14 protein-coding genes are annotated in these 15,835 nt (G+C 69.6%); 6 read left to right on the top strand and 8 right to left on the bottom strand.

Annotated elements, in window-relative coordinates:
• Nucleotides 1-60 precede the first annotated feature (60 nt).
• The 4 genes from ACFC06_RS06495 to ACFC06_RS06480 form a co-directional block, all read right to left on the bottom strand.
• The gene (locus ACFC06_RS06495; protein WP_375928507.1) at nt 61-1,260 is read right to left on the bottom strand and encodes a molybdopterin-binding protein; all 1,200 of its coding nucleotides are present in this window, start codon (nt 1,258-1,260) and stop codon (nt 61-63) included.
• A gap of 158 nt (nt 1,261-1,418) precedes the next feature.
• Complete coding sequence (locus ACFC06_RS06490; RefSeq protein ID WP_375928505.1) at nt 1,419-1,802, bottom strand: hypothetical protein; 384 nt, start codon at nt 1,800-1,802, stop codon at nt 1,419-1,421.
• Nucleotides 1,803-1,844: 42 nt separating this feature from the next.
• Nucleotides 1,845-2,465 (bottom strand): DUF305 domain-containing protein, encoded by a 621-nt coding sequence (locus tag ACFC06_RS06485; RefSeq protein ID WP_375928504.1) that lies wholly within the window; start codon nt 2,463-2,465, stop codon nt 1,845-1,847.
• Complete coding sequence (locus ACFC06_RS06480) at nt 2,462-4,027, bottom strand: LVIVD repeat-containing protein (RefSeq protein WP_375928502.1); 1,566 nt, start codon at nt 4,025-4,027, stop codon at nt 2,462-2,464. The genes ACFC06_RS06485 and ACFC06_RS06480 overlap by 4 nt, the downstream gene beginning before the upstream one ends.
• A gap of 223 nt (nt 4,028-4,250) precedes the next feature.
• Here ACFC06_RS06480 and ACFC06_RS06475 point away from each other — a divergent pair, with 223 nt between their 5' ends.
• The gene (locus tag ACFC06_RS06475; protein WP_375928501.1) at nt 4,251-6,002 is read left to right on the top strand and encodes a BCCT family transporter; all 1,752 of its coding nucleotides are present in this window, start codon (nt 4,251-4,253) and stop codon (nt 6,000-6,002) included.
• Here the strand turns inward: ACFC06_RS06475 and ACFC06_RS06470 are convergent.
• Nucleotides 5,999-6,868: a 3-methyladenine DNA glycosylase gene (locus tag ACFC06_RS06470; protein WP_375935237.1), complete on the bottom strand. Its 870-nt coding sequence runs from the start codon at nt 6,866-6,868 to the stop codon at nt 5,999-6,001. The genes ACFC06_RS06475 and ACFC06_RS06470 overlap by 4 nt on opposite strands.
• A 459-nt stretch (nt 6,869-7,327) precedes the next feature.
• On the opposite strand from ACFC06_RS06470, the gene ACFC06_RS06465 reads away from it, so the two are divergent.
• Nucleotides 7,328-7,621 (top strand): hypothetical protein, encoded by a 294-nt coding sequence (locus tag ACFC06_RS06465; RefSeq protein WP_375928500.1) that lies wholly within the window; start codon nt 7,328-7,330, stop codon nt 7,619-7,621.
• A gap of 185 nt (nt 7,622-7,806) precedes the next feature.
• On the opposite strand, the gene ACFC06_RS06460 is transcribed toward ACFC06_RS06465, so the two are convergent.
• Together ACFC06_RS06460 and ACFC06_RS06455 are read right to left on the bottom strand one after the other, a co-directional pair.
• Nucleotides 7,807-8,124: a hypothetical protein gene (locus ACFC06_RS06460; protein ID WP_375928498.1), complete on the bottom strand. Its 318-nt coding sequence runs from the start codon at nt 8,122-8,124 to the stop codon at nt 7,807-7,809.
• Nucleotides 8,125-8,179: 55 nt separating this feature from the next.
• On the bottom strand, nt 8,180-9,223 hold the full coding sequence (locus ACFC06_RS06455; protein WP_375928496.1) for an AraC family transcriptional regulator: 1,044 nt from the start codon (nt 9,221-9,223) through the stop codon (nt 8,180-8,182).
• A gap of 86 nt (nt 9,224-9,309) precedes the next feature.
• On the opposite strand from ACFC06_RS06455, the gene ACFC06_RS06450 reads away from it, so the two are divergent.
• The 4 genes from ACFC06_RS06450 to ACFC06_RS06435 all read left to right on the top strand — a co-directional run bounded on the left by ACFC06_RS06450 (nt 9,310) and on the right by ACFC06_RS06435 (nt 14,972).
• Entirely contained in the window at nt 9,310-10,827 is a 1,518-nt protein-coding gene (locus ACFC06_RS06450) for a flavin-containing monooxygenase (RefSeq protein ID WP_375928494.1), read from the top strand.
• 65 nt (nt 10,828-10,892) lie between these two features.
• Nucleotides 10,893-12,113, top strand: coding sequence for an acyl-CoA dehydrogenase family protein (locus tag ACFC06_RS06445; RefSeq protein ID WP_375928492.1), 1,221 nt, complete (start codon nt 10,893-10,895; stop codon nt 12,111-12,113).
• 1 nt (nt 12,114) lies between these two features.
• Nucleotides 12,115-13,542 carry an LLM class flavin-dependent oxidoreductase gene (locus ACFC06_RS06440; RefSeq protein ID WP_375928490.1) on the top strand — a complete coding sequence of 476 codons (1,428 nt, stop codon included), beginning with the start codon at nt 12,115-12,117 and terminating at the stop codon, nt 13,540-13,542.
• Between the two features lie 44 nt (nt 13,543-13,586).
• Nucleotides 13,587-14,972 (top strand): styrene monooxygenase/indole monooxygenase family protein, encoded by a 1,386-nt coding sequence (locus ACFC06_RS06435; RefSeq protein WP_375928488.1) that lies wholly within the window; start codon nt 13,587-13,589, stop codon nt 14,970-14,972.
• A gap of 27 nt (nt 14,973-14,999) precedes the next feature.
• Here ACFC06_RS06435 and ACFC06_RS06430 read toward each other — a convergent pair whose 3' ends face one another.
• A complete protein-coding gene (locus tag ACFC06_RS06430; RefSeq protein WP_375928486.1) occupies nt 15,000-15,638 on the bottom strand; it encodes a TetR/AcrR family transcriptional regulator in 639 nt (212 codons plus the stop codon).
• Nucleotides 15,639-15,835: the final 197 nt, after the last annotated feature.

The following is a 15,835-nucleotide window of genomic DNA, read 5'->3' as shown; positions in this document are numbered from 1 at the left end:
CAGGTAACGGCTCACGCCGCCGAGTACCTCTGCCGCGCAGCCTGTTTCGTGGTCCGAGAATCAGTAGGGGAGCGGCAGGAGTTCGACGAGCGAACCCCGGCCGGTGCCGGGCGGCAGCACCGCCAGCGCCTGGCAGCCGATGAGCCCCGCGAGATGGGGCGTGTGCGCGGGCCCGGTGCTGCGCCAGACACCCCCGGGATGCTGCTGGACGGGGACGATCCGGGTGGCCTCACCCGCCATGACCCCCGCGTCGGCCAGCCGGCCCCACATGGTCGGTCCGGCGGTGCGCAGGGTGAGCGCGTCGGCGACCGCGGGACCGACCGCGAGCAGAGCGGCCACGGCGGCCAGCGGATTGCCCGGCAAACCGAGCAGCACCCGGCCGTCGGGAAGCTGCGCCACCACGGTGGAACCACCCGGCCGCAGGGCGACCCGGTCCACGATGACGCGAGCACCCAGGTCGGCGAGCAGCACACGCAGGTGGTCGGCGGCGCCGCGTCCGGTCGCCCCGACCATGACCACCAGGTCCGCGTGCGATTTCAGGCCGAGCCACGAGCGCAGCAGGTCCTGGCTGTCGGCCAGATGCCACAGCCCGGTGCTCTCGATATCGCAGCAGCGCAGGAACTCCGGCAGGACCGGGCCCAGCGAATCGCGGGTCTCCCCGGGCGCGAGCGGTCCGACGGCCCGGATCTCGTCGCCGGTCATGACCACGTCGGCGCGCAGCGGTCCCCGCACGGTGACGGTCTCGGCTTCGGCGCTGAGCGCGGCGGAGGCCAGCGCGGCCGAGACCCGCGTGCCCGCGTGCGCGAGCACGGTGCCGCTGTCCCAGTGCTCGCCCTGACGGCGGGTGTCGTCCCGCAGCGGCGCCTCGGGGGCACGCATGACGACCTGTTTGCCCGAGACGGTCGTGCGCACCACGTGCTCGTCACGCAGCGTGGCCGTGGTGCCCAGCGGCGTGGCGGCCCCGGTGGCGATGCGCACCGCCTCGCCGGGGGCGAGCACCACCGAGCAGTTGCGGCCCGCGTAACGCACCTGCTGATGCAGCTGCCACCACGGTCCGGGCCCGGCGACCGCGTAGCCGTCCATGGCCGCGCTGTCCACCCGCGGCAGCGGTGTGCCCGCGGTGAGCGCCACGGCCAGCGTCGCACCGACCGCCTCGGCCACCGGCAGCTGCCGCACCGCGATCGGCGTCAGTTCCGCCGCGATCCGCGCACGCGCCTCGGCCAGACCGGCCTTCGCCACCACGCCCGCTCGTGCGCTCACCACCACGTCAGCCTCCGCCCACAGTGCACCGATAATCCGACATATCGTCCATAGATCCCGTTGCCTGTGATTTTCTGAGCAGTTGCCCTACGGTGACGTTGTCCTCACCCGGGCGCCCGACCCCCGGTGCGCACTCGGACACATCCGCGCGCCCCGGCTCAGCTGGGCCCGAACCCGCCGCTGTCGAGACTGATCATCAGCAACGCGACCGGCAGCCCGGTCGCGACGAAGGCGATACCCATGGCGACGACGAACGCCCGCGTGGCGCGCAGGCGATAGGCCTGCCAGAGCAGCACCGGGACGACGGCGAAGGACAGAATCCAGACAGCCCAGTAGCCGGGGGTATCCGTGCCGTGCCCGACCGGCGCTTGCGGACCATTGAGGCCGATCGCGTCCAGGAGTGTGAACACGACCCTCGGATAGCAGAAGAACGCGACACCCACGCCTGCCGCCGCGCCCAGTGCCACCTGGACCACGCCCAGCAGCAGCGTGCCTACCTCCCGCGCAGTCAGTGGTGGTGGCGCCCCCGCATCCCCGCTCATGACCGCATCGTAGGCGGGTATCCGGCGCGGCGCCGGTCGGGCTCAGGGCCGCACACCCCGCGCATCGAGCAGCATCCCGAGATACCCGAGTTCCTGGCTCTGCGACTGCACCATCGCCCGCGCCGACTGCTTGACGGCCCCCGACATGAGCAGCGAGTCGGCGGTGCGGGCCATGGTGATGCCTCCCGCGTGGTGGCGGTACATCAGCTGCAGGAACAGGTTTTCGGCCTCGGCACCGCGGGCCGCGGACAGGGCGTCGAGATCCGCGGTGGAGGCCATTCCGGGCATGGTCGTCGACACCGAATCATGGTGGTGGCCTGCCGTTTCCGGCATCCAGCTCATCGGCTGCGCGGACGTCGGTGCCACCCCGGCGAGCTGCGTCCAGCCCAGCAGCGTACCGATCTCGACTCGCTGGGTGTCGGAGATCTGCTCGGCCAGGCGGCGCACGGTGGGGTCGGCGCCCGGGTCCAGCCGTTCGGTCAGGATGAGCGCCTGCTGGTGATGCGCGGTCATGTCCTGCACGAATCCCAGCTCGGTCGCGGTGAGAACCGGTGCGGGCGTGGTCTTCTCGGGGATGAGCAGCGGGCGCAGCGCCGCGCCGAGCACCAGCAGGAAGACCGCCGCCGCGACACCGGCCGCCAGGCGGAGCAGCCGCGCGCTCACGACCCCACCGTCGACTGCTGGTCCGCCGGCGGGGTGTAGACGCCGTTGTCGAGCTGCAACACCATGAACCCGTTGTCCGAACAGGTGACATACAGCTGGTCCCCGCGCCACTCCGGCGGCGACAGGCACCAATCGGTGGACAGGTCACCGAAGGCGATGTCACCGGCCCTGGCCGTGAGGATCTGGGCCGGATCGATCAGGCCCTCGGCCAGCGAGCGCAGCGCCGCGGGCGCGCTCATCACCGGAATGCCGATGATCGAGGCCAGCGCGTGCGGCGAATTCCAGATCTCGAGATTGCGCCCGGTCCTGGCAGGCGGATTGAAATAGGCGATCTCGCGGACCGCGTCGGGATCGCGCACATCGAACACCCGGATGCCCGAGGCGATCCAGCCGCAGGCCAGTGCCGTCGGATTCGCGGGACGGTCGGCGGTGCAGTAGTGCGATTCGTAGGAGAACGCCGAACCACCCATGGCCGAACCGATTCCGGAGTCGATGTTCTCCGGCAGATTGATCTCGAGCTTGACCTTCGTCCGGATCCGCGGTGCCGAGTCGTCGGACACGTCGATGAGCTTCACCCCGCCGGAGCCGCCCTCGTCGACGGTGAACAGATGCGGCACACCGTCGTAGGTGACCGGCACGCTGTGCTGGGTGGCCCAGCCGTCGGTCCAGAACGTGCGACCCAGATGCGGCACCTGCGGATTCGGGTCCCGCCGCTGCACCGCGCTCACATCGAGCACCGTGAAACCGCCGAGCGCGGAGATGTAGAGGCGGTTGCCGTCAGGACTCACCCCCATTCCGTGCGCTTCGATGCCGGTGAGCCCCTGCCAGATCACCCGCGGCTGCGCGGGATCGGTGAGATCGACGGCGCTGAGGAAACCGGGCACCAGACCCGAGGCCCAATAGGTGCGCCCGTCGGGGGAGAAGCCGCCCTCGTGCGTGGTGATCGGCAGCGGCATCAGCAGATTCGAGCCGGTGCCCGGATTCAGCAGCCGCGGATGCGCGCAGTCGGAGATGTCGTAGACCGACAGGTACCCCGCCCCGAGCCCGACCGGCACACCGGTGCCGACGAGCAGTTTGCGAGTGGTGTTGACCTTCAACGTCTCCCAGGTCCTGGCCAGCATGGCGGGCTCGGCCAGCGTCGCGGTCAGCACCGGATTCGCCGGGTCCGACACATCGAGCACCTGCACTCCGGGATGCTCGCCGAGCAGCGTGCCGGGGAAGAACGACCCGACATAGGCGCAGTGCTCGAAACTGGTCGAGGTGATACCCGCCCCGCGCCCGGTGTACCCGCCGACCATCGAGATGTTGCAGCGGTAGCCCAGCGTGCTGCGCCCACTGTCCCGGTCAGTCGCGGGGACGTCGCCCTGGAGCCCGGTCTCGGGCAGTGAGCCCGGTCCGCACTCGGCGCGCGGCACCGCGGTGCGCCCCACGTCGAGGAACTCCCGCACGGTCCCGGCGAGGTCGGCAACCGGATCGGCGGCGGCGCCGGACGGCAGCCCGACGGCGGTCAACACGGCCACCGCCGCCAGTGCCGTCCAGTGACGAAGTGTCCGTACGCGCATCGTGCCTCCCCGACCGACCTGTTTCGGCACCGACTGGCTCAGACAGTTGCCGTCTTCGGATGGTAAGGCGAGTGCGGCACCCGCGCGGCCGGTTTCGGCGAATCGGCCGCTCGCCCGGCGGGTCGAATCCGCCTTCCTGTCGGTGACACGCTGTACGGTTGCTCAGGTAGCGACTGGCGCGGCGCGATCCGCCGACACCGCGACCGGAAAGGACTCGGACTCCATGTCGAACGATGTCGTAGGCACCTCGGGTGGCACGGACGGGGACGAGGACGCGGTAGCCCGGCGATCGCCGGGAAAACCCCGGCTGGACCTGTTCGTCTTCTGCGCCACCGCGATCGGCACGGTGGCCTTCGTCATCTGGGGCATCCTCGACGACGAGAGCCTGGCCTCCTTCGCCGGTTCCGCGCAGAAATGGGTCATCACCAATACCGGCTGGTTGTTCGTGCTGGTCGCCACCGCGTTCGTCTTCTTCGTCATCTGGCTGGCGATCAGCCGGTACGGGCGCATCCCGCTCGGTGACGACGACGAGAAACCCGAATTCCGCACGGTGTCCTGGATCGCCATGATGTTCAGCGCCGGCATGGGCATCGGCCTGATGTTCTGGGGCGTGGCCGAACCGCTGTCGCACTTCGTGAATCCGCCCCCGCACACCGCCGAACCGGGCAGTCCCGCCGCGGCCGAGGTCGCGATGGCCACCACGCTGTTCCACTGGACGCTGCACCCGTGGGCGATCTACGCCGTCGCCGGCCTGGCCATCGCCTACGGCACCTTCCGCAAGGGCCGCTCGCAGCTGATCTCCTCGGTGTTCCGGCCGCTGCTGGGCCGCCGCGCCGAGGGCCTCGGTGGGCGGGCGATCGACATGATGGCGATCTTCGCGACGCTGTTCGGCTCCGCGGCGTCGCTGGGCCTGGGCGCCCTGCAGATCGGCGCAGGCATGGAGTTCAACGGCTGGATCGACGGGATCGGCAAGGTCGGTCTGGTCGCGATCATCTCGGCCCTGACCGTCGCGTTCGTGATCTCCGCGGTCTCCGGCGTCGAGCGTGGCATCCAGTGGCTGTCCAACATCAACATGGTTCTCGCGCTGGCCATCGCGGCGTTCGTCTTCATCGCCGGGCCCACCCTGTTCATGCTCAACATGCTGCCCATCTCGCTCGGCGACTACGTCGAGTTCCTGCCCACCATGGCCTCGCGCACCGGCGCCGGCGACGAGGCCATGAAGGCCTGGCTGTCGAGCTGGACGATCTTCTACTGGGCCTGGTGGATCTCGTGGACCCCGTTCGTGGGCATGTTCATCGCCCGGATCAGCCGGGGCCGCACCATCCGCCAGTTCGTCACCGGCGTGCTGCTGGTGCCGAGCGCGGTGAGCCTGCTGTGGTTCGCGATCTTCGGCGGCGCGGGCATCGCCGAGCAGACCGAGCACCACAACCTCACCGAACCCGACGGCACCGTCGACTCCGACAACGCGCTGTTCCACCTGCTCGACCAATACCCGATCGTCTCGGTGACCACGGTGGTGGTGATGATCCTGGTCGGCATCTTCTTCGTCTCCGGTGCCGACGCGGCCTCCATCGTCATGGGCACCCTGTCCGAACGCGGCAGCATCGAACCGTCCCGGCTGACCGTCATCTTCTGGGGCGCCGCCACCGGCGCGGTCGCCGCGATCATGCTGGTCATCGCCGATTCGGACAATCTCGGCGGAGCACTCACCGGTCTGCAGGCGCTGACGACGGTGGTCTCGCTGCCGTTCCTGGTGGTCATGGTGGGGATGTGCGTGTCGCTCTACAAGGACCTGCGCGAGGACCCGCTGATCCTGCGCGCCGACCGCGGGATCGAACTCGTGGAGGTCGCCGTCGACAAGGGCACCGAGCTGCACGAGGGCGATTTCTCGCTGGTCACCGAGCCGACCGAGGAGCTCGACGCGATCGCGAAGGACACCGCCGCGAAGGGCGAAAGCACCGTCGAGCGGGATTAGGCGTCGAGGGGCTGCGTCGCCGCCAGTGCGACGCAGTCCCGGCGCAGCCGTTCCCGCAGCGTCGCCGCCGACTCGGCGATCGCGGCCTGGGCACGCACGTACTCGGCCCGGCCCGCCGGCGTCTCGATCCGCACCGGCTCGTACCCGAACTCGCGCAGATCGTAAGGACTGGCCCGCATGTCGAGTTCGCGTGCGGCGCAGGCCAGTTCGAAACAGTCGAGCATCAGGTCCGAACCGATCAACGGCGCGAGCTTGAAACTCCACTTGTAGATGTCCATATTGGCGTGCAGACAGCCCGGCTGCTCGCGGCGCACCTGATCGTCACGGGTGAGCGGTTCGGCATTGCGGCCGACCGCGTCCGGGGTGAAGAACCGGAACGCGTCGAAGTGCGTGCACCGCAACGACATCGACTCCACCACCGCATCCGTCCCCGCCGACCCCAACCGCAACGGCACCTGCTGATGCCGCACCTCCTCGGTCCGATACACCATCGCCCACTCGTGCAACCCGAAACACGACAGCTGCGCCGCCCGCCCCGCCGTCGCCCCCAACAACCCCGCCACGAACTCGACGGTCCCCCGCCGCTTCTCCAGATACGCCGCATCAGCGGTATGCACATCCCCACCCACCCGCCGATACCCCCGAGCCCCCTCGTACTCACCGGCCCCCCGCAACCCCACCCCGAACCCCGGATGCCACCGCCGCAACTGCGAAGGCTTGTTCCCGTAGTAGGTGAACAGGAAATCGATCACCGGATGCGAGGTCCCCGCCGCCCGCCGCTCCAGATACGGCCCCACCAGCCCATCGAGCCGCTCCCGATGCACCCGCGCCCGCTCACGCCACTCGACCTGCGGGAGTACCCGCAGGTCGGAGGCTTGCTCGAGGGTTCGGTCCGTACTCACCGGACCATTCTCCCGCACTGGTTCGTGGTGCCGGAAAGGCCCCATGATCCGGGCGGCGGCGCCCTGGTCGGTGTAGAAGGTCGATATTGGCGTCTGACACGCTTTCGGCATGCGTTCACCAATTCCGGATCGTCGTCGGCGTCAGTGGTCTCATCGGCCTCGCTCGGAGTATCGACTAGACGGTTAGCTCGCGCCGCCTGCCGACTACGGAGGAAGCTGTTCGCCTGTCCTCAATGGAAACGAACTGCCGAATTCCTGCCTTTCGGCATCGAGTCCTCTGTCGAGAGAGCACGTAAGACGATGTCGCCGTGAGATAGTTATGTGAGGCGAAGGCGTTATGAATAGCCATCTTCCGGTCGGCTGCAATTCATCGCGGGCTGAGCCTTCTCAGCCCGTCCGCGTTTCGATCGTAAAGGGAGTCCGATGTCCAAATTGGCTGAACTGCTGGTCATCTGCGGCTTCGCCGCCGTTGTTCTCGGAGGGATCATCGCTGCCCGCGTTCTTACGGCTGACCGCAACAAACGTGGGCTGAGTGCGGCGATGCTCAAAATGTACGGCTTGCTCAGTGTCGGAACGCTGGGTCTCGTACTGACCGTGCTGGACATTGACTTGGAGGCCAAGACGCCCGCGTATACGCTGCTCGGGCTGATCGCCGGCTATCTGGCAGGTGTGAAGATCGAGGCTGAGCCGACCGGCAACTCTGGCACGAAACTGTAGCAGCATGCGAAACCCCGATGCAGTTACCGCACAGGGTGATTGATCGCTCGGTGGCTCGCTTGCTGCGGCTCTTCGGATGGAATTCTGTACTTTCCAGCCCAACTCGCCGTCGATGCGGGTTTGCCGCGCCGTCAGCGCATACTGCCGGGACGGCAAGCCGGGCCGGATACGTTCATCCCGTGGAGCTACGCCTGGATGACCTCGATGCCGACGAGGGCGTTGAAGGAGTCGCAGCTGGCCCAGGATTGGTTCTGGCCGTATTGGATCGGGCCGTACTTCCAGTAGGTGAAGGGCACGGGCCAGGCTACGCAGGTGAGTTTCACCTGGTGCCAGGTCGGGAGTTCGCAGTTGGCCATGCCGCCGGTGTTGAAGATGTTGTAGACGTGACAGTTGGCCTGCCAGACGGGGACGTCGGCCTGGGCGGTGCCGCCGCCGGCGATCAGGGCGGTGGCGGTGGCGGTTGCGGCGATGGTGCCGGCAGCGAGCTTTTTCGCAGAGAACATGTCCGAACCTCCGGAAATAGATGTTGTCTGAAAGATCGCTGAGAATTCGGGAATGTTACTCGGAGTTTGCTGCTCGGTGGGGTGGGGAGCTGCGGCGGAGGGCGCGGGGGGTGGTGTTCCACCAGCGGCGGGCGGCGCGGGAGAGGGCGGATTGTTCGGCGAAGCCGAGCATGCCCGCTACCTGGCCGAGGGGGAGGTCGGTGGTGGTGAGGAGGTGGTGGGCGGTGTCGCGGCGGACGTCGTCGACGAGGTCGGCGAAGCGGAGGTTCTCCTCGGCGAGACGGCGTTGCAGGGTGCGGGGGTGCAGGGCGAGCAGGTCGGCGACCGCGGCGACTTCGATGGGGCGGGTGCCCAGGGATTCGCGGATGACGGCGCGGACGCGGGCGGCGGTGTCGGGGCGGGCGGTGGCGGGGGAGGGGAGTTGTTCGGCGAGGAAGGCCAGGGCGAGGCGGCGCAGGTTCTCGTTGACGCCGCTGAGCCGGAATTCGCGCAGTGCCCGGGGGACGCGCAGCACCGCGGCGGGGAGTTCGGAGCGGCCGAAATGGACGGGGGCGCCGAAGAATTCGCGGTAGACGTGGTCGGGGGCCGCGGGGTGGTAGGGGAGTTCGACGCTGAGCAGTCCGTAGTCGCCGCGGTGCAGGTAGGTGATCGCGCGGTGGGTGAACGCGAGGCCGAGGTCGGTGCCCTGCACGGGGCCCGCCGCGGTGGCGGGGCCGTAGAACAGGCCGGCCACGCTGGGGCGGCCGAGGGGATCGTCGGCGACGGTCAGGGTGAGGGATCGGGCGTGGACGAGCAGGTAGCGGGAGGTGTAGTCGAGCGCGTCGCCGAGGGTGGGGGAGTGCTGCACGGCCATGGCGAGTGAGCCGAGCATGGTGAGATCCTGGCGGGCCGCCACGCGCAGACCGAGATCGGGACGGTTCAGGTCGGCGGCGGCCAGTTCCAGGAGTTCGGCCATGGCGGCGCTGGGGACCAGTACGTCGTCGCTGTCGAGGACGGTGGCGGGCAGGCCGGCCTGCCGGGTGTAGCGCTCGGCGTCGCCGCCGAGTTCGGCCACGACCGCGCGCAGGCCACGGATGCCCGCCGACCGGACGTAGTCCATGTGCCCTCCCGAGGGGTGTCGCGTGAAGGTAAATAGTTGTCGTCCGAGGGCAAGACTAGCGGCGGTCGCGGCGCGAGACTGGAACCATGCCGAACACACGGATCGATGAGCACCGCGAGCCCGAGCACCTCGACGTCGTGATCGTCGGCGCGGGACTGTCCGGGGTGGGCGCGGCCTACCGGTTGCAGACCTTGCGGCCCGGGTCCACCTACGCGATTCTCGAGGCCCGCGAACAGCTGGGCGGCACCTGGGATCTGTTCCGGTATCCCGGCGTGCGTTCGGATTCGGACATGTACACCCTGGGCTACGCCTTCAAGCCGTGGCTGGGCAAGAAGCCGCTCGCCGACGGCGCCTCGATCCTGGACTACATCCGCGAGACCGCCACCGAATTCGGCATCGACCGCCACATCCGGTATTCGAGCAAGGTCGTCGCGGCGGACTTCGATACCGCGGCCGCTCGCTGGCGGCTCGAGGTCGAGGACTCCCGTGACGGCAGCCGCCGCACGATGACCTGCGGTTTCCTCTACTCGTGCGCCGGATACTACGACTACGACACCCCGCACACCCCCGCGTTCCCGGACGTGGAAATCTTCGGGGGCACGCTGGTGCACCCGCAGTTCTGGCCCGCGGAGCTGGACTACCGCGGCAAGCGGGTGATCGTCATCGGCTCCGGTGCGACGGCGGTGACGCTGGTTCCGGCCATGCTGACGGGCGAGGGCGCCGCGGCCCAGGTGACCATGCTGCAGCGCAGCCCCACCTGGATCAGCGCGGTCCCGTCGCGTGACCGCGCGGCCGAGCGGCTGCACGAGTTGCTGCCCGCCACCGTGGCGCACCGGCTGACGCGCTGGCGCAAGATCGCCTTCAGCACCGCGTTCTACCAGTTCTGCCGCCGCAGCCCGCAGCGCGCCCGCGCCCTGTTGACCAGGATGAACGAGCGGATCCTCGGCGATCCGGCGTTGGTCGCCGAGCACTTCACCCCGTCCTACGATCCGTGGGACCAGCGGTTGTGCGCGGTGCCCAGCGGTGATCTGTTCCGGGCGGTGAAGTCGGGGTCGGCCACGGTGGTGACCGACCGGATCGAGCGGTTCACCGAGGACGGCATCCGGCTCGCCTCGGGCGAGGTCCTGCGCGCCGACATCGTGGTCACCGCGACCGGTCTGCGGCTGCTGCCCTTCGGTGGCATCACCCCGCGCGTCGACGGGCGCGACGTCCCGCTGGCGGAGCAGTTCGTGTGGAACGGTGCCATGGTGACGGGGCTGCCGAACTTCGCGACCTGCGTCGGCTACACCAACGCCTCGTGGACCCTGCGCGCCGATCTGACGCACCGGCTGGTCTGCAAGGTCCTGGAGTGGATGCAGCGCACCGGTCACACCATCGTGGAGCCTCGCCCGGAGCCCGGCCTGTCCGAACAGCCGTTGCTCGACTTGTCCTCGGGGTATGTCACCCGCTCGATCGGGGAGTTCCCGCGGCAGGGTGACCGGGCGCCGTGGCGGGTGCGGCAGAACTACGTGCTGGACTCGCTGACCACCCTGCGCACCGATCTGCACCGCTCGCTGGCGGGCTCGCGCGGCGCGACCACACCCGCCGAGCCGCTGCCCCGGTAGGGGCTATTGCGATCCCGCTGCGCGCAACCGGTGAGCCCGCGGGCGGACGGCGTCATGGTGGGGGAATGACATCCGTAGAGACGAAACGCGTGGCCGATTCCGAACTGGATGACGTCTTCGGCCCGATCTTCGCCCGCATCGCCGAAGGCGCCGTCGCCCGCGAGACCAGCCGTGAACTCGCCCACGCCGAGATCGACGCCCTGCGCGCGGCCCGCTTCGGCGCGCTGCGGGTCCCGGTGGAGTTCGGCGGGTACGGCGCGAGCGTGCGGCAGCTGTTCCGGCTGCTCATCGACCTCGCCGCCGCCGAATCGAACCTCCCGCAGGCGCTGCGGGTGCACTGGTCCTTCGTGGAGGACCAGTTGCTGGCCGCCCCGGGCGCCGCGCGCGAACAGTGGCTGCGCGCGGTCGCCGAGGGCACCCTGGTGGGCAACGCGATCACCGAACCCGGGGTCGGCGCGGTCGACCGGTACCGGACCCGGCTCACCCGCGACGGTGAGCACTGGCGCCTGGACGGCACCAAGTACTACAGCACCGGCTCGCTCTACGCCGACCACATCCTGGTGGCCGCCGACCGCGACGGTGAACGGGTGGGCGTGCTGGTCGACGCGCGCGCCGAGGGTGTGCGCCAGCACGACGACTGGGATGGCTTCGGACAGCGGCTCACCGCCAGCGGCACCACCGAATTCACCGGTGTGCTCGTCGGCGAGGACCAGATCCTCGGCCCCGGCTACGGTGTGCCCGGACCCACCTACGCGACCGGGTACCTGCAACTGGTCCAGCTGGCGGTGCTCGCCGGCATCGCCCAGCGTGCCGAAGCCGATGTGCGGGAATGGGTTTCGCAGCGCACCCGCGGCTACACCCACTCCGCGGCCGATCTGCCGCGCCACGATCCGCTGGTGCAGCAGGTGATCGGCAAGTTGTCGGCGGCCGCGTTCGCCGCCCGCGCGAGCGTGCTGGCGGTGGCCGATCTGCTCGACGAGGTGCTCGCCGCGGGCGCGACCGACACCGCCGCGCTGACTGCCGTGGAACTCGCGGCCGCGCAGGCCCAGCTGGCCGTGATCGACATCGTGCTGCCCGCGACGAGTCTGCTGTTCGAGGTGGGTGGGGCCTCGATCGTGTCCGAACAGCTGCGCCTGGACCGGCACTGGCGCAACGCGCGCACCATCTCCGTGCACAATCCCGCCATCCAGAAGGCCAGGACGGTGGGCGATCACCTGCTCAACGGCACCGACCTGCCGTTCGGCTGGAGTGCGGGCGAACGGGTTCCGGCCGCCGGGGAGGACTGAGATGACCCGGCGGATCCGGTTCAACGCCTTCGACATGAACTGTGTGGCCCACCAGTCACCCGGACTGTGGCGCCATCCCGACGACCGGTCGCACCGGTACAAGGAATTGAGCTACTGGACCGAGCTGGCGCGGCTGCTCGAACGCGGGCGGTTCGACGGCATCTTCATCGCCGACGTGCTCGGGGTCTACGACGCCTACGGCGGGGACGATGTCGCCGCGCTGCGCCAGGGCGCGCAGGTGCCGGTGGCCGATCCGCTGCTGCTGGTGACGGCGATGGCGGCGGCCACCGAGCATCTGGGTTTCGGCATCACCACCGGCACCGGCTTCGAGCATCCGTTCCCGTTCGCCCGGCGGCTGTCCACCCTCGACCATCTCACCGACGGCCGGATCGGCTGGAACGTGGTCACCGGTTACCTGCCCTCGGCCGCACGCAATATGGGCGCCGACGACCAGCTCGACCACGACGACCGCTACGACCAGGCCGACGAGTATCTCGAGGTGCTCTACAAGCTGTGGGAGGGCTCCTGGGAGGACGACGCCGTGGTGCGCGACGCCGAACGCGGCGTCTACGTCGACCCGGCGAAAGTGCACCACATCGGCCACCGTGGACGGCATTTCACCGTGCCGGGCATCCATCTGTCCGAGCCGTCACCGCAGCGCACCCCGGTCATCTACCAGGCGGGCGCCTCGCCGCGCGGGGTCCGCTTCGCTGCCGAGAACGCCGAGGCGATCTTCGTCGCCGGACCGTCGAAACGGGTGCTCGCCCAGACGGTTTCGCGGATCAGGGACGCGCTCGAACAGGCCGGTCGCGACCGCTACGCCGCCCGGATCTATGCGCTGGCCACCATCGTCACCGATGCCACCGACGAGGCCGCGCACGCCAAACACGCGGACTATCTGTCCTACGCGAGCGTGGAAGGCGGGCTGGTGTTCATGTCCGGCTGGATGGGCATCGATCTGTCGCGCTACGACCTCGACGACCCCATCGGCGAGGTGCACAGCAACGCCATCCAGTCCGCGGTCGCCGCCTTCCAGGAATTCGACGACGACGGCCGGGAGTGGACGGTGCGCGACATCGGCCGCTGGGCCGGGATCGGTGGGATGGGGCCGGTGTTCGTCGGCTCGGGGGAGACCGTCGCCGATCAGTTGCAGGACTGGGCCGTCGAGACCGACCTCGACGGTTTCAACCTGGCCTACGCGATCACCCCGGGCAGCTTCGAAGACGTGGTGCGCCATGTCGTCCCGGTGCTCACCGCGCGCGGGGTCTACGCCACCGAGTACGAACCGGGGACGCTGCGGCACGCGCTGTTCGGCGCCGGTGACCGGCTGCCGGACGAGCACCGGGGCGCGAGTTACCGGGTGGGCGGCCGCAATTCGACGGCCCTGCCCGAGTCGGAGGTGCGGCTCACAGCCATTGATTCCCGCTGATCGCAACCCTGCAGCTCGCGTACGGAAAGGCGCACCATTTCGCTATGACATCGCAGAATCCCGCTTCACGTTCCACGCGTTCGGCCGCGATCGTCGGCGCCGGACAGACCGGCGTCACCGCGGCGCTAGGACTGCTCGATGCCGGCTTCGAGGTCACGCTCTACAGTGACCGCGACCAGCCGGCCCTCCGCAACGACGTTCCCGCCACCGGCACCGCCCTGGAATTCGGGGTGGCGCAACAGGCCGAGCTGGCCCTCGGCCTGGACACCTACACCGCCCGGGCACCCCGGCACACCGGGCTCAGCGTCCGCATCGCCGACCCCGAGCGCAACGAACTCATCGCCTTCGACGGCGATTTCGACGGGTATGTCGGCGTCGCCGTCGACACCCGGCTCAAGGCCGACGAGCGGCTGACCGCCTTCCGCGAGCGCGGTGGCCGGTTCGTCGTCGAACAGGTGACCCCGGAAACCCTCGACGGCATCGCGGCCGCCCACGACCTGACCCTCGTCGCCACCGGGCGCGGCGGTCTGTCGGACCTGTTCGCCGTCGGCACCACGCGCACTGTCTACGACGCGCCCCAGCGGTCGCTGCTCACCGTCACGGTGACCGGTCTCGACCACGATCCGGGCGTGTTCGCCCACCGCAGTCCGGCCGGTGGCGGGCACAGCGGGTTCTCCATCTTCGCCGATCAGGGCGAGGGCTGGTGGGGTCCGTACCTGCACAAGGACGCCGGGCCGAGCTGGGCGTTCCTGGGCTGGGCCCGGCCGGGCAGCGACTGGGAGAAGCGGTTCGGCGCCGCGGATTCGGCCGCGTCGGCGCACCGCATCGTCACCGAGCTGTACCGCGACTACATCGACTGGGATCTGCCCGAGGTGCTGGCCACCCGGGTGATCGAGGACGATCCGCACTCGTGGCTCAAAGGCGCGGTGCGGCCGGTGGTCCGGGAGGGGGTGGGTCGCACCGCGGGTGGTCATCCGGTGGCCTCGCTGGGTGACACCTCCGTCGCCTACGACCCGATCGCCGGACAGGGCGCGCAGAGCGGGCTGATCCAGGCGCAACGGCTGGTCGCGGCCGCGGCGGTGCACGACGGCGCGTTCGACGAGAACTGGATCGCCGCCCGGTACGCCGAGTTCCTCGCCGCCCGGAGCGATGCGGCGGCGAAGGTGACCCGGTTGTTCCTCAGCGACCCGGAATTCGCCGATATCGGCGGGCAGTTCTTCGCCGCCGCCGCGGTGGAGCCGCGCTTCGCGAGCGCGCTGGTCGGGCTGCTGCACCATCCGCAGCCCTTCCTCGGGGTCGACTCGGTCGAGGCCGCGGGTGCCTACATCGAAAAGGTCACCGGGGTGTCCGCCGCCGATGTCCTCGGCCGGTTCCAGCCCGCGGGCCGCTTCGAGCGGTCGGCGTTCGCGCCCGCGCTCACGCGAGCCTGAGCCGGCGACGGCCGCGGCGCCGCAGTACTACGCGTCGCGGCCGTCGGTGGGTCGCTGTGTCCTGAGGCCGTCGGCGACGGCGGTGCAGAAGGTGGCGACGAGGAGATCGAGTTCGTCGCTGTCGGCCCGCAGGCTGTCGGTGCGCCACGACAGCGACAGGATGCCGTTGAACGCGGCCCACAGGGTGGTCGCGACACGATCGGGATCGAGGTCCGCGCGAGCCGTGCCGTTGCCGACGGCGTCGCGCAGGATGGCGGCGAGTTTGCCGTTCTGCTCCCGGGTCAGCTCGGCGATACGTTCGAGCGTTTCGGGCTCGTGCGGCGGATCGGACAGGATGCGGAACTCGTCGGGGCGCTCCCGGGCGAAACGCGCGTACTCCGCCGCCGCGCGCAGCAGGCGCTCCTCGACGGAGCCCGGCGTCGCGTAGGCGGCGTCCATATAGGTGCGGTTCTCCTCCATGGCGAGTTCCGCGACCGCGGTGAGCAGCGCCGCCCGGCCACCGACCCGGTTGTAGATCGTCTGCACCGCCACATCGGCGCGCTCGGCCACCGCCTCGAGAGTGAGCGCGCCGGTGCCCTGCGCGGCGATGATCTCCCTGGCCGCCTCGATGACGGCCCGGCGATTGGCGGCCGCTCGGCGCTGGGTGCGGGTTTCGGTACTGGACACCTCGTCAGTGTAAGCGGATTCCAACAGTAGAAACCTCAACCAAGAGGACGGGTGACCTTGTGGCGACACGATCATGAACGGCTCTATGTCGCAACCCGTTTTCGCAGGCCGGCGCGGATACACTTGTCGGCACCATCTCGCTCTGGAGTTGCAGATCACCGCCCTGGACCCGGGCTCGATCGCCCGGTCGCAGTCTC

Source organism: Nocardia sp. NPDC056064, from assembly GCF_042266925.1.
Lineage (GTDB): Bacteria > Actinomycetota > Actinomycetes > Mycobacteriales > Mycobacteriaceae > Nocardia.
This window is presented reverse-complemented; position numbering and strand designations above follow the sequence as displayed.